The organism is Desertimonas flava (assembly GCF_003426815.1).
GTDB lineage: Bacteria > Actinomycetota > Acidimicrobiia > Acidimicrobiales > Ilumatobacteraceae > Desertimonas > Desertimonas flava.
On the sequence record NZ_QKYK01000022.1, the window covers coordinates 28,576 to 41,310 of the forward strand.

The 12,735-nt window shown below is 70.1% G+C and carries 11 protein-coding genes and 1 pseudogene; 11 read left to right on the forward strand and 1 reads right to left on the reverse strand.

Going from position 1 to position 12,735, the window contains the following annotated elements:
* Window positions 1-4: 4 nt before the first annotated feature.
* From DN771_RS20710 to DN771_RS20760, 11 genes and pseudogenes are all read left to right on the forward strand, one after another.
* The gene (locus tag DN771_RS20710; RefSeq protein WP_162942204.1) at window positions 5-829 is read left to right on the forward strand and encodes a universal stress protein; all 825 of its coding nucleotides are present in this window, start codon (window positions 5-7) and stop codon (window positions 827-829) included.
* A gap of 128 nt (window positions 830-957) precedes the next feature.
* Complete coding sequence (locus DN771_RS20715) at window positions 958-1,869, forward strand: universal stress protein (protein WP_116999469.1); 912 nt, start codon at window positions 958-960, stop codon at window positions 1,867-1,869.
* Between the two features lie 297 nt (window positions 1,870-2,166).
* Window positions 2,167-3,006: pseudogene (locus DN771_RS20720) on the forward strand (ABC transporter ATP-binding protein).
* Window positions 3,003-3,764, forward strand: coding sequence for an ABC transporter permease (locus DN771_RS20725; protein WP_116999470.1), 762 nt, complete (start codon window positions 3,003-3,005; stop codon window positions 3,762-3,764). Before DN771_RS20720 ends, DN771_RS20725 begins: the two are co-directional and overlap by 4 nt.
* Before the next feature lie 34 nt (window positions 3,765-3,798).
* On the forward strand, window positions 3,799-4,575 hold the full coding sequence (locus DN771_RS20730; protein ID WP_116999519.1) for a MerR family transcriptional regulator: 777 nt from the start codon (window positions 3,799-3,801) through the stop codon (window positions 4,573-4,575).
* A gap of 116 nt (window positions 4,576-4,691) precedes the next feature.
* The gene (locus DN771_RS20735; protein WP_162942205.1) at window positions 4,692-6,971 is read left to right on the forward strand and encodes an ATP-binding protein; all 2,280 of its coding nucleotides are present in this window, start codon (window positions 4,692-4,694) and stop codon (window positions 6,969-6,971) included.
* 150 nt (window positions 6,972-7,121) lie between these two features.
* On the forward strand, window positions 7,122-7,967 hold the full coding sequence (locus DN771_RS20740) for an oxygen-binding di-iron domain-containing protein (protein ID WP_116999472.1): 846 nt from the start codon (window positions 7,122-7,124) through the stop codon (window positions 7,965-7,967).
* Window positions 7,968-7,976: 9 nt separating this feature from the next.
* Window positions 7,977-8,927: a TIGR03619 family F420-dependent LLM class oxidoreductase gene (locus DN771_RS20745; RefSeq protein WP_116999473.1), complete on the forward strand. Its 951-nt coding sequence runs from the start codon at window positions 7,977-7,979 to the stop codon at window positions 8,925-8,927.
* 92 nt (window positions 8,928-9,019) lie between these two features.
* The gene (locus DN771_RS20750; protein WP_116999474.1) at window positions 9,020-9,547 is read left to right on the forward strand and encodes a hypothetical protein; all 528 of its coding nucleotides are present in this window, start codon (window positions 9,020-9,022) and stop codon (window positions 9,545-9,547) included.
* 10 nt (window positions 9,548-9,557) lie between these two features.
* On the forward strand, window positions 9,558-10,028 hold the full coding sequence (locus DN771_RS20755; RefSeq protein ID WP_193615395.1) for a group II truncated hemoglobin: 471 nt from the start codon (window positions 9,558-9,560) through the stop codon (window positions 10,026-10,028).
* 297 nt (window positions 10,029-10,325) lie between these two features.
* A complete protein-coding gene (locus tag DN771_RS20760) occupies window positions 10,326-11,525 on the forward strand; it encodes a cytochrome P450 (RefSeq protein ID WP_205528685.1) in 1,200 nt (399 codons plus the stop codon).
* A 148-nt stretch (window positions 11,526-11,673) separates the two neighbouring features.
* Here DN771_RS20760 and DN771_RS20765 read toward each other — a convergent pair whose 3' ends face one another.
* Complete coding sequence (locus tag DN771_RS20765; protein WP_116999477.1) at window positions 11,674-12,186, reverse strand: phage tail protein; 513 nt, start codon at window positions 12,184-12,186, stop codon at window positions 11,674-11,676.
* Window positions 12,187-12,735: the final 549 nt, after the last annotated feature.

The following is a 12,735-nucleotide window of genomic DNA, read 5'->3' on the forward strand; positions in this document are numbered from 1 at the left end:
CCTCATGGAAACCCGACCCGTCGACCGGCTCCTGGTGCCGGTCGACGGATCGGCGTTCTCCGAGATCGCCCTCCATCAGGCCGCTCGCCTCGCCCAGCGGCTCGGTCTGCCGATCGCCGTCGTGTCGTACATCGACACCAGCGCCGCGCATGATGCGGTGAGCCGCACCCTGCGCTCCCTGGTCGCGTCCCTGCCCCCGGGGCTTCGGGTGGACGTGCGCGTGCACGAGGAGGGTTCGGACGTTCACGTCCGGGGCTACGTCGCCGAGCGCATCTTGGGCGAGGCCGGCGACGACACCCTCGTCGTGATGGCCAGCCACGGCCGGTCGGGGCTCGGGGCAACCCTGATCGGCAGCGTGACCGAGCAGGTGGTCCGCCTCTCGCCGCGGCCCGTCATGGTGATCGGCCCGGCGTGCCCCGACGCGCCCATCGACGGGGGCGCGGTCGTCGCCTGCCTCGACGGGTCACCGCTCGCCGAGCGCACGCTGCCCGTTGCGGCCCGGTGGGCCGCAGGCACGAACGCCGAGTTGTGGGTGGTGCAGGTGATCCCCGACGATGTTCCCCCGGCGGACGACGAGCGCTACCTCCGCGGCGTAGCCGCCGGTTACTCGCCGGCGCGTGCCGACGTGCTCCACGGCAGCGACGCCGCCGAGGTGCTGGTCGAGTTCGGCGAACGGGGTCGGGCGGCCGTGCTGGTGCTGGCCACCCGCGGCCGGTCAGGCTGGTCGCGGCTCACACTCGGCAGCGTGGCGATGAACGTCGTCCGTCATGCGACGTCTCCTGTCCTGCTGGTCGGGGTCGACGGCGCCGACGAGCTCGCTGCCAACTGACCGGGGTCCCGGCGCCGTTCGGAGGTGCCGACCTCGTGCGAGCCGGCTCGGCTCATTGCGACGATCGCACCATCGGCAAGGGCCGTAGGCCCCTAGCGGCCACCCGGTGGCGTCCCGATGATGAGAGCATGAACGAGACCTACACCGTGGGATACGACGGGTCGCCCCAAGCTCGGCGGGCCGTGATGTGGGCGGCTGCCGAGGCCGAGCGGTCCGGCGCCGCGGTCGAGGTCGTCGGCTGCTACACGCTGCCGACGACGATCACCAGCCCGTGGATGCCCATCGTTCCCTACGACGACGCCGCCATTCGCGCCGCCACCACCGATCACGTCGACGCGGTCATCGACCAGGCCCGGCAGCACTACCCGACCGTCGAGTTCACACCTCGCGTCATCGCCGGCTCGCCGCGCACGCAACTCGTGGAGGCCGCGGCGGACAGCACGCTGTTGGTCGTCGGCAGCACGGGTGCCGGGGCGGTCGAGTCGTGGCTGCTGGGTTCGGTCGCCCACGCGGCCGCCCGCACCAGCCCGTGCCCGGTGGTCATCGTGCCCAACACGGAGCAGGCCGCCCAGCACAACACCGTCGTCGTCGCCACGGACGGTTCCGACGCGGCGAACGACGCGCTCGTGTGGGCGATCGACGAAGCCGACCGCCGGGACGCCGAGCTCGTCGTCGTGCACGCCTGGGACTATCCCTACGGCACCGAGCTCAGCTCGCCGACCGTGCACGACCTCATCCGCGTCGACGCCGCCCTCGTGCTCGACGATGCGGTCCGCCGCTGCCGGGATCGTGGCCGCTCGCCGGTGCGCGGCGAACTGGTGCTGGGCCCGGCCTCCAAGGCGATCCTCGACCATGCCGACGGTGCCGATCTGGTCGTCGTCGGGTCCCGCGGGCGCGGTGGCTTCCGGTCGCTGCTGTTCGGTTCGGTGGCCCACACCGTGGTCGAGCACGCCGCGTGCCCCGTCGTCGTCATCCGCCCCGCCAAGCCCGGCGAACCGCAACGGGCCGATCGCGAGGAGGTCGCCGCCGCAGGGGGTTGAGCCGTGCCGGTACCCCGGCCGTGAGGTGGCCCCCCGTCGTCGACCGGGACGCCTCTCGTCGGCATCGGCGGCCGGCGCGACCTCCTGCGACGGTTCCGCCCCAGCAAGACGAGCTGGTGGCACGCGTGGGGCCGTCACCGACCCGCTGGCCACGCCCGAGGAGCCCGCCTCCCCCACCTGCCCGACCAGCGGGGTCGGCCGAGTGCTGAGGCCTTGACCTTGACGCGGGGTCAACCCTTCATGCTGGTCTCCAGAGCCCGACGCCACGTGCGTGGCCGGGCTCGAAGGAGACCCCGCATGACAAGGCAATCGACTGACGGCCCGGCCATCCACGTCGCGGGACTGGAGAAGTCGTACGGCGACCGCGCCGTGCTCCGTGGCGTGGACTTCGACGTCGAGCGGGGCAGCATCTTCGCCCTGCTCGGGCCGAACGGATCGGGCAAGACGACGACGGTGTAGATCCTCGCCACGCTGTTGCGACCTGACGCCGGGGCGGCCACCGTCCACGGGATCGACGTCGCGGCCCAGCCCGATCGGGTGAGACGGTCGATCAGCCTCACCGGACAGTTCGCCGCCGTCGACGAGATCCTCACTGGCCGCGAGAACCTCGTGCTCGTCGCCAAGCTGCGCCACCTGGAGAATCCGGGGACCGTCGCCGACGACCTCCTCGAGCGGTTCTCGCTCACCGACGCGGGAGGGCGGAGTGTGGCGACGTACTCGGGCGGGATGAGGCGTCGCCTGGACATCGCCATGAGCCTCACCGGCAACCCGCCGGTGATCTTCCTCGACGAGCCGACCACCGGGCTCGACCCCGAGGCCCGCGTCAACGTCTGGGCGACCGTGAGGGGCCTCGCCGCTGGCGGCGCCACCGTCCTGCTCACCACGCAGCACCTCGAGGAGGCCGAGCAGCTCGCCGACCGCATCGCGATCCTGCACGAGGGCCGGATCATCGTCGACGGCACGCTCGCCGAGCTCAAGCAGATCCTCCCGCCGGCCGAAGTGCAGTACGTCGAGAGGCAGCCCTCGCTCGAAGACGTGTTCTTCGCCGTGGTCGGCGGCACCAGCGAGACGCCGCGCCCTGGCGGCCGCGACAGATCACCAGCAACCGCAGCGAACGCAGTCAGGAGCAGACCATGACCGGCCACCCCATCGCCGACACCGCCGCCCTGACGGGCCGGACCATGCGCCACGTCACGCGCAGTCTCGACACAGTGGTCACGACGGCGATCATGCCTGTCGCCATGATGTCGATGTTCGTCTACGTGTTCGGAGGCGCCATCGACACCGGCGACGTGGACGACATCGACTACATGCTGCCTGGCATCCTGCTCATCACGATCGCGTCGGGCGTCGCCTACACCGCACTCCGTCTGTTCACCGACATGTCGAGCGGGATGCTCGAGCGATTCCGGTCGATGCCCATCGCCCGCTCGGGCGTGCTGTGGGCCCACGTGCTGACATCGCTCGTCGCCAACGTCATCTCCCTCGTGCTCGTGGTGGGCGTCGCCGTGCTGATGGGCTTCCGCTCAGGCGCCGGCATCCCGGCCTGGCTCGCCGTCGCCGGCATCCTGCTCCTGTTCACGGCGGCGCTGACGTGGCTCGCGGTCATCGCCGGACTGTCGGCGGGATCGGCCGAAGGGGCGGGCGTGTTCTCGTACCCGCTCATCTTCCTACCGTTCGTCAGCTCGGCCTTCGTGCCGACCGACACGATGCCGGCGGCCGTGCGTTGGTTCGCCGAGCATCAACCGGTGACGTCGATCGTCGACACGATCCGCGGCCTCCTCGCCCAGCAGCCGGTCGGCTCCGAGGCCTGGGGCGCCCTCGCGTGGTGCGGCGCGATCCTGGTCCTCGCCTTCGTGATCGCGACGTCGATCTACCGCCGGAAGATCACCTGAGGCAGGGCAGGTTGGGCAGGGCAGGCTTGGGGCAATGCTGACGATCGGACAACTGGCGGCCTACGCAGGTGTGACGGTACGGGCGGTGCGCCACTATCACGCCAAGGGCCTGCTGCCCGAGCCGGCGCGGGATCGCTCGGGCTACCGCCGCTATGACGCGGCCGCGGTGGTCGAGCTGATCCGGATCCGGACACTGGCCGAGGCCGGCGTCCCACTGTCGCGGGTGCACGAACTGCTCGCCGCCGGCGACGACGAGTTCTCCGAGGCCATCGACGACATCGACCGGCGGCTGCGCGCCGAGATCCGCGAGCGGCAGATCCATCGCCGACGCGTGGCCCAACTGGCGGCGGGAGACCGATTGGCGCTCCCGCCCGAGGCGGTCGACTACCTCGACCGGCTGCGTCGGCTCGATGTGCCTGCGCGGGCCATCGAAGCCGAGCGCGACGCGTGGATCCTCGTGGCGGCGCAGATCCCCGAGCAGATGCCGGCCCTGATGGAGCTCAAGCGCGCGCAGATCGAGGAACCCGCCGTCTCGGCGATGTACCTCGACCTCGTCGAGGCTGCCGACTGGGATGCCAGCGACCCGCGCCTGCCTGCCTTCGCCGACCGACTCGTCGACATGTTCGAGAGGGACGCCGAGCGTTGGACCGACGGCGAGCCGCCCGACTTCCCGTTGGACGACGAGCTGGTCGAGTTGCTCGATGGGGTGTTCCTGAACGCCGTGCCCTGCGCTCGGCGGTTGCTGCGGCTCCTCGAGGAGCGAGGTTGGAAGGGTTGGACCCGGCTCGAGCGCATCCGGACCACCGGATAGCACGCTGCGCTCGACACCTTCACGCCACGTCACGACACCTGCACAGCCACCTCACGACAGCTGCACAGCGACGGTTCCGGCTCTGCCGATTCACCGGGCGGCCGTACACTTCGGCCGTGGCGGGCGACGCAGACTTCGGAGCGCTCTTGCGCCGGTACCGCCGACGCTCCGGGCTCAGCCAGGAGGAGTTGGCGGCCCGAGCGTTGGTGAGCACGCGTGCCGTCAGCGACCTCGAGCGGGGCGTCAACGCGCGCCCTCGCCTGCATACTGCCGTCGCTCTGGCCGAGGGACTGGCCCTCGATGCGGAGGAACGGGCGACGTTCGAACGGTACGCCCGCCCCGACAGCGAGCCCGTGGTCGGATCACCGCCCCTCGCCGGGCGCGCCCGCCCGCCTCACACCGTCGACTCCTTCGTCGACAGTCCGAGCCTGGACGATCTGCTCGCCCTCGTCGGCGATCGGTCGAACCGGTTGGTCACCTTGATCGGACCCGGGGGCGCGGGCAAGACACGGTTGGCCATCGAGCTCGCCCACCGGCTCGATGGGACGGTCGCGTTCGTGGCGCTGGCACCGTTGGACGATCCCACCTTCCTCGCCGTCACCGTGGGCAACGCTCTCGGCGCCGAGCCCGGCCCGGCGCGCACCCCGCTCGAGTCGCTCATCGAGCACCTCGCGCCGCTGACGATGACCGTGATTCTCGACAACCTCGAGCAGGTCGTCGACGCGGCGACCGATCTCGCTGCGGTGATCCGGACGTGCCCCGGCGTGACGATCGTGGCCACCAGCCGCGTGCCGCTCCACATCGGCGGCGAGGTGCGCTTCCCCGTGCGCCCGCTCGACGAGGGTCGGGCCACGCGCTTGTTCCTCGATCGCGCCGCGGCCGCCGGGTTCGACGCAGCTCCTGCGGCAGGCGACGAGGGCGCGGTCGCCGAGCTGTGCCGCCGTCTCGACGGACTGCCGCTGGCCATCGAGCTGGCGGCCGCTCGGTCCGGCGTCGTCGCCCCCGCCGACATGCTCCACCACCTCGACCAGATCCTCGACCTGCTGAGCGCCGACCGCGGCGACGCGCCCGAGCACCACCGGAGCATGCGCGCCGCACTCGAGTGGAGCTACCGGCTGCTCCCTCCCCCGGCCCAGGACGCCTTCGCCGCACTCGGTGCCTTCGCCACCAGCGCGTCGGCCGAGGCCGCCAAGGCGGTCTGGGGCATCGCCCCGACGGCCGCCCCGCGGTTCTTCGATCTCGTCCAGACGCTCGCCGAGGCGCACCTCGTGAACGTCGAGGCGGCTCCGAGTCCCGGCGAACTGCGCATCGACCTGTTCGAGATCGCCCGGCAGTTCGCCCGCCAGAAGCTCGAGGAGTCCGACAACGCCGAGTTGGTGTACGAGCGGCTGGCCCAGCACGCGGCCGACCTCGTCGCCCGGGCCGAACCCGAGCTGTACGGTCCCGACATGCTCGACTGGCTCGACCTGCTCGACCGGGAGCTCCCGAACCTCCGGGCGGTCGGCAACCGCCTCGCCGCGCACGGCGGGGACGACGCCGTCGACACCAACCTGCGGCTGGTCGCCGGGCTGCAGCGCTATTGGGACATCCGCTCGCGCTGGTACGAGGGCGCCGCCTGGCTACGCGACGCCCTGGCGATGCCCGGCGGCAGCGCCGGCGCCCGCGGTGCCGGCCGCAAGGCCTTGGCGGTGATGCAGCGCTGCGTCGGCAAGCTCGATGACGCCGAGGTCGAGCTCGAGCGGGCCCACGACGAGTACTCGGCCGCCGGCGACGAACGCGGGATCGCTTCGTGTCTCAACAACCGAGCGGTGATCGTGCTCGACCGCGCCCAGTACGAGCGGGCGAGCGAGCTGCTGCGCCGGTCGTTGGCGATGTTGGAGGCGTTGGGAGACGACGTGCTCGGTGGCGTCGTGCTCAACAATCTGGGCCTGGCGACGCTCGGTACGGGTGACCTCCGCGCCGCGTTCGGGACCTGCCGTCGCGGCCATCGGGCGCTCGTGGCGCAGGGCAACCTGCACGGTCTCAGCTGGGTCGAGGACAACCTCGCCTCGGTGCTCACCCTCTCCGGGCATCCGCGATGGGCGGTCGCGATCCATGAACGAACGATCAGGCGGCGAATCGACCTCGGCGACGAGAACGGCTTCGTGTGGTCGCTCGAGGCGCTGGCCGAGGCGTGGACCGGGTGCGGCGAGATGATGCTGGCCGGTCGCGCCCTCGGCTTCGTCGCCGCCCACCGCGAACGGCTCGGCACCATCCCGGTCCCGATGTTCGTCGAGCAGACCGAGCGGCGACGGGCGGCGCTCGTCGCACGCATCGGCGAGACACGGTTCCGCCAGCTCTGGGATGAAGGCAGCGAGCTCTCGGCGGAGACCGTGCGGGGCTGGTTCGACAGCTGAGCCCGACGGTCGATCCCGCCGGCCGAGACCTGTGAGTGGACTGTGGGTCATCTGTGGGTCATCTGTGGGTCACCTTCGTGGTGCCGCGGCGGCCGGTCGTCTTGAGTCGTCCTCACCGATGGCATCAGCCCAACGCGAAAGGACACTCCCATGACCACGTCAACCCTCGACCCCCAGGTCGCCCCGTCGCCGATCGGCGTGGGCACCCCGTACCGGGTGGGTCCCGACACTCACGTGATCCCCGAGCTCGTCGCCGGTCCCGACGGCGCGTTCATCCCGCTCAACTCGATGGTCATCACCGGCGCCGAGCCGATCATCGTCGACACCGGCAACGAACTGTCCCGGGCCGACTGGATGGAGGCGGCGTTCTCGATCGTCGATCCGGCCGACGTGCGTTGGGTGTTCCTGTCACACGACGACCACGACCACATCGGCAACCTGCCGGCCGTCCTCGACGCCTGCCCGAACGCCACCCTCGTCACCAACTGGTTCACGGTGGAGCGCACGGTACGGGCGATGGAGCTCCCGCTTCACCGCATGCGGTGGGTGAACGACGGCGAGTCGTTCGACGCCGGCGACCGCACGTTCGTCGCCGTGCGCCCGCCGATCTTCGACGGCCCCACCACTCGCGGTCTCTACGACAGCAAGACCGGGATCTACTGGGCGGTCGACAGCTTCGGCTCGCTGCTTCCGGGCTTCGTGACCGACACCGACGACGTGCCGGCCGACATGTGGCGCGACAGCTTCACGTTCTTCGCCCAGCTCGTCAGCCCCTGGACGACGATGGTGGACACGGCGAAGTTCGCCGCCAGCGTCGACCGCGTCGCCCGGCTGGACATCACCGCCGTCGCCAGCGGACACGGCGCGGCCCTGCGAGGTGGTCGCCTCCTGCGGTCGATCGGCATGCTGCGCGAGCTCACCAGCCAGCCGATCATCCCGGTACCCGGGCAGGCCGACCTCGACGCGATGCTCCTCGCCGGCATCCACGCGGCGTGAGGTGACGTCGTGCGCATCGGACTCGCTCTGGCCCAGATCGGGCACTTCGCCGATGCCGAGCAGCTCCGGGCCATGGCGGTCGGGGCCGAGCAGCGGGGCTATGCCTCGCTGTGGGCCCTCGACCGCCTGCTCGCCCCGGTCTCGCCTCGGTCGGCCTATCCCGGCAATCCCGAAGGCCTGCTGCCCGCCGGCATGGCCGTCAGCCTCGACCCGTTGATGGCGTTGGCGGCCGCTGCCTCGGTGACGAGCACGATCCGGGTCGGCACCAACATCCTCGTTGCGCCGTGGTACCAACCGGTGCTGCTCGCCCGGTCGCTCGCGTCGCTCGACGTGCTGAGCGGCGGGCGGCTCGAGATCGGTCTCGGACTCGGCTGGTCGCGCGACGAGTACGACGCCGTCGGTGTGCCCCAGCGCGAGCTCGGCGAACGACTCGACGACCTGATCCACACGCTCGACGCGCTGTGGCAGCCCGGCGCCGAGCTCGTTCATCACGAGGGCCGCGACTTCCACGTCGTGCCGTCGAGCTTCCGGCCCGGACCGGTGCAACGCCCGCGACCGCCGATCACCCTCGCCGCCTACACCCCGGCCAGCCTGTCGCGGGTCGGGCGACTCGCCGACGGGTGGACACCTGCGGGTCTCGACCTGGCGACCACGGCGGCGATGTGGGAGCAGGTGAAGGTGGCGGCCGTCGAGCACGGGCGTGATCCCGATGTGCTCCGCCTCGTCGTGCGGGCCAACGCCCACCACACTCTTGTTCCACTCGCCGACGGTCGCCCCACGTTCCACGGCTCGGTCGACCAGATCGCTGAGGATGTCCGCGGTGCGATGGAGATCGGTGCGGCAGATCTGATCCTCGATCTCCAGTCGTGCACGAGCGGCGTCGAGGAGTACCTCGACGTCGCCGACAGGATCAGGGCCGCGGCAGCCGTGACAACTGCTGACGCCGGTCGTGCCGCCTGACGGCCACGGCCACCGGATCGGTGAGCTGTCGACGCGGATTCCTGCGTCGACAGCTCACACTTTCGCGGGCAGAGCCGTGTAATGTTGATTACATGATTACAGGCGAGGAGATCCGGGCGTGGTTCGTCGGGCGGTTGCCCGGCGACCTGTTCGAGGAGTTGGTCGACGTGACCGTCGACCGCGAAGAGATCACCGTCGTAGGCCGCATCCCGGCACCGACCCTCGGCGACGACCCGAGCGCCAGCGAGCGTGAGGCGGCGATCGACGGCAAGGCATCCGAGTTCCGCGAGCGGACCCGCGAGGATCGCATGGCCGTGGCCCGCGAGGCCGAGCATCGCTTCGAACGGAAGGTGTCGTGGGGCGTCGAGTGCGGCGGCCGGCGCATCATCTACACCAACGTGTCGGCACCGGTGATGACCCGGCTGCGCCAACCGGAACGCCAGGTGCTCGACCTGCTGGTGGCCGGCGGTGTGGCACGCAGCCGCAGCGATGCGTTGCAGTGGTGCGTTCGGCTCGTGCAGCGCCACACCGACGAATGGCTGCTGGAGCTGCAGTCGTCGTTGAGCCACGTGCGCGACGTGCGGTCGAAAGGGCCCGACGTGCGGCCCGAGTCCGCGTGACACTGTGCCCATGACGGCCTCGGAGCCCACACCGACGATCTACGAGTGGCTGGGCGGTGCCGACGCACTGCACCGCCTCACGGAGGCGTTCTACGCCCACGTCCACGCCGACGCCATCCTGGCGCCGGTCTTCGCCGGGATGGACGCCGACCATCCCGCTCACGTCGCCGTCTGGCTCGGTGAGGTCTTCGGAGGGCCGGCCGGCTACTCGGCCCACCACGGCGGCCACGCCCACATGGCCAGCCGCCATCTCGGCCGCGGGATCACCGAGGAGCAGCGCCAGCGATGGGTCACCCTACTGATGCAGACCGCCGACGAGGTGGGATTGCCCACCGACCCGGAGTTCCGCGCCGTGTTCGCCTACTACGTCGAGTGGGGCACCCGCATGGCCCTCATCTACTCCGGCCCCAACCCGCCGCCGGTGCTCGAGGCTCCGATGCCGCATTGGGGATGGAACCAGACCCCACCGTGGACCGGCTGACCGACGACCGCGGGGCGTCGCCGATCGCGTGACGCTTGCGACATCGGACGCGTGACGCTTCACGCGCACGCCCTCGCGACTCCTGCCGCGAGGATCTCTGATCCGACCCCACACGATCGCCACCCGATCCGCGGCGCCCTCGCCTCCGAACATGGGACGGCGCTCACCGCGTCGACGAACGCAGAGCAGGGGCGAACGCCCGTCCTGATCGAGAGGTCTCCAGTGCCGCAGCATCCCGACGAACACGACCGGAGCCAGGCCCGCGGCGACAGCACGACGCCGGCCAGAGGAGAACCGGTGGGCGACTGGGCAACCGACTTCGACATCTTCGACCCGGAGTACGTACAGCATCCGTTCGCGATCTGGGACGAACTGCGACAGGTGTGCCCGGTCGCGCAGAGTGCGCGGTGGGGCGGCTCGTACCTTCTCACCACCCACGCCGACGTGCTGAGCACGGCTCACGACGTCGACCGGTTCTCCTCGAGCTCGGTTCTGGTCGTGCCGGTCCCGTTCACCTACGACGAGCACGGCAACCGGTCACGACCGGTCATCAATGCCGATCCACCCGAACACGGTCCAGAGCGGCGTCTGATGCTGCCGTTCTTCACACGGCTGGCGGCCGAGCGCTACCGCGAGCCCACACGTGAGATGTGCCGCCGGCTTCTGCTGCAGTTCGTCGACGACGAAACAGTCGACGTCGCCCAGGACTACGCCAGGCAGATCCCGACCCGGGTCATCGCCGACATTCTCGGTCTCGACCCGGAGCGTGGAGAGGAGTTCACCGAGTGGGTGCGAGGCGCACTCGAACTCGGCCTCATGGACTCCGAGATCCTCCGACGGAGCCGGGAGGCGGTCGAATCGTTCCTCGACAGAGAGATCGAACGTCGTCGGGAGGAGCCGGGGGATGACCTCATCTCGTTCCTGCTCACCGCCGAGATTCACGGCCAATCCATGCCCCTGCACGTACTCCGCAGCACCCTGTCGCTCATGCTCGTGGCCGGCATCGACACCACGTGGAGCGCGATCGGAGCCGCACTGTGGCACCTCGCGCGCCATTCGCAGGATCGTCGGCGTCTCGTGGCCGAACCCGAACTGATCCCAGTCGCCGTGGAGGAGTTCCTCCGTGCCTACTCGCCGGTGACGATGGCCCGCGTCGCGCGCGCGGACGCCACCGTCGGGACGACACACGTCGAGGCCGGCGCGAGGATCCTGCTCAACTTCCCGGCCGCGAACCGCGATCCGGCCGTGTTCGACCGCCCCGACGAGGTGATCGTGGACCGCGGGGTGAACCCGCACATCGCCTTTGGCACCGGTATCCACCGCTGCCTCGGCGCGAACCTCGCTCGCATGGAGATGCAAGTCGCGATCGAGGAGTTCCTGGGCGCGATCCCCGAGTTCGAGCTGAGCGACCCAGCCGCTGTCGCGTGGACCGGCGGCCAGGTGCGCGGGCCGCGCCACGTGCCGGTCCGCATCCTCGAGCGACCGGGTCGGCCTTGAGCCCGGCGTCGGAGGACAGCCCTCGCCGTGGCCACCGGCGCCACGCCGTCGGAGATCGGTGAGCTGTCGACGCGGATTCCTGCGTCTACAGCTCACACTTCTCAGGCGATGTCTGGCTCGGCGAGGTCCTCGGATTGCCCTCGTCTACTCACTGACGGCTGGGGTAGATGCCGGCGATGCAGATGCAGTAGTTCATCGCGAGGTAGGGCGGCATCGTCGCGACCGGGGTCGAGTTGCCGGTGCTGGACGACGTGGCGGCGGCCATGACCGTGCCGTCGGGCGTCCCGTACGACGCGCCGGCGTCGGTGAACGCAGGAGCGTTGCCCGACGGGCTCTTCGAGCTCGCCGTCGCCGACGCGACCGGCGCCACCGTGTGGGTGTGGGCCGGCAAGTTGGAGGCGGTCAGTGTGACACTGGCGGAGCCTCCCTGCTGGCCGATTTCGTAGCCCGACGAGGTTGGCCCGCTGTCGTGGATCGGAGCGCGCCCGCGCAGGTCGGGCAGGGCGAAGTTCGTGACCCCGTCGCCGCCGTAGGTGGTGCCCAGCAGCGAGAACAGCGCCTGATTCTGGGCAATCGAGATGATCGTGCCGTCACAGCGCATCCAGCCCTTCGGTGCCCAGTCGAATCCGAACAGCATGATCGAGCCCAAGATCGGGTCCATGAATTACTCCTTGATCGTCAACCATTCTCAAAACTCTTTGGCACTCGCATTCACGACGCGCCGATCTCAGCACGAGACAATTTCACCGTGCTGAAGCGTGTCACCTATTCAATGCGTATCAGCGTTGATACATGTGCCTTCTTGCCGAGGACGACTCGATCACCCAGCGGCGCTTGGGTGCGACTCGGGGTAGCACTAACCCGGAACGCCTCGGGCGCGGAGCCACCCCAGCATCCTGACAACTGTCAAGCAGTCGCTAATTCTCCGACATAAAGATGTCGGACCACCACGATCCCCTTCCCACTTCAGGACGGATCCAGCGTACACTATGTCTGCCAGCAGTGTCTACGCCACGTTGGGCGCTCGATTGATGCCCTCAGTTGGCTTCACAATCGCTGAATCTCCCGCTTGAACTGAGTGTTGCAGTCACGCATTAGCGGGCAGCTGCCCGCCAGCGAGCGTGGGCAAGGGCCGGATCAAACCCCGAGGGGCGTGGGTGCAGACGATGCGGTGTGGGTGGTGCGCGGGCTCTTCGCCGGCCAGTCCCGC

What these genes read in the sequence shown, in the direction of transcription:
- DN771_RS20740 (WP_116999472.1), top strand. Translation starts at nt 7,122, where the DNA reads ATGACCACGTCAACCCTCGACCCCCAGGTCGCCCCGTCGCCGATCGGC.
- DN771_RS20715 (WP_116999469.1), top strand. Translation starts at nt 958, where the DNA reads ATGAACGAGACCTACACCGTGGGATACGACGGGTCGCCCCAAGCTCGG.
- DN771_RS20730 (WP_116999519.1), top strand. Translation starts at nt 3,799, where the DNA reads ATGCTGACGATCGGACAACTGGCGGCCTACGCAGGTGTGACGGTACGG.
- DN771_RS20755 (WP_193615395.1), top strand. Translation starts at nt 9,558, where the DNA reads ATGACGGCCTCGGAGCCCACACCGACGATCTACGAGTGGCTGGGCGGT.
- DN771_RS20725 (WP_116999470.1), top strand. Translation starts at nt 3,003, where the DNA reads ATGACCGGCCACCCCATCGCCGACACCGCCGCCCTGACGGGCCGGACC.
- DN771_RS20710 (WP_162942204.1), top strand. Translation starts at nt 5, where the DNA reads ATGGAAACCCGACCCGTCGACCGGCTCCTGGTGCCGGTCGACGGATCG.
- DN771_RS20765 (WP_116999477.1), bottom strand. Translation starts at nt 12,186, where the DNA reads ATGGACCCGATCTTGGGCTCGATCATGCTGTTCGGATTCGACTGGGCA.
- DN771_RS20750 (WP_116999474.1), top strand. Translation starts at nt 9,020, where the DNA reads ATGATTACAGGCGAGGAGATCCGGGCGTGGTTCGTCGGGCGGTTGCCC.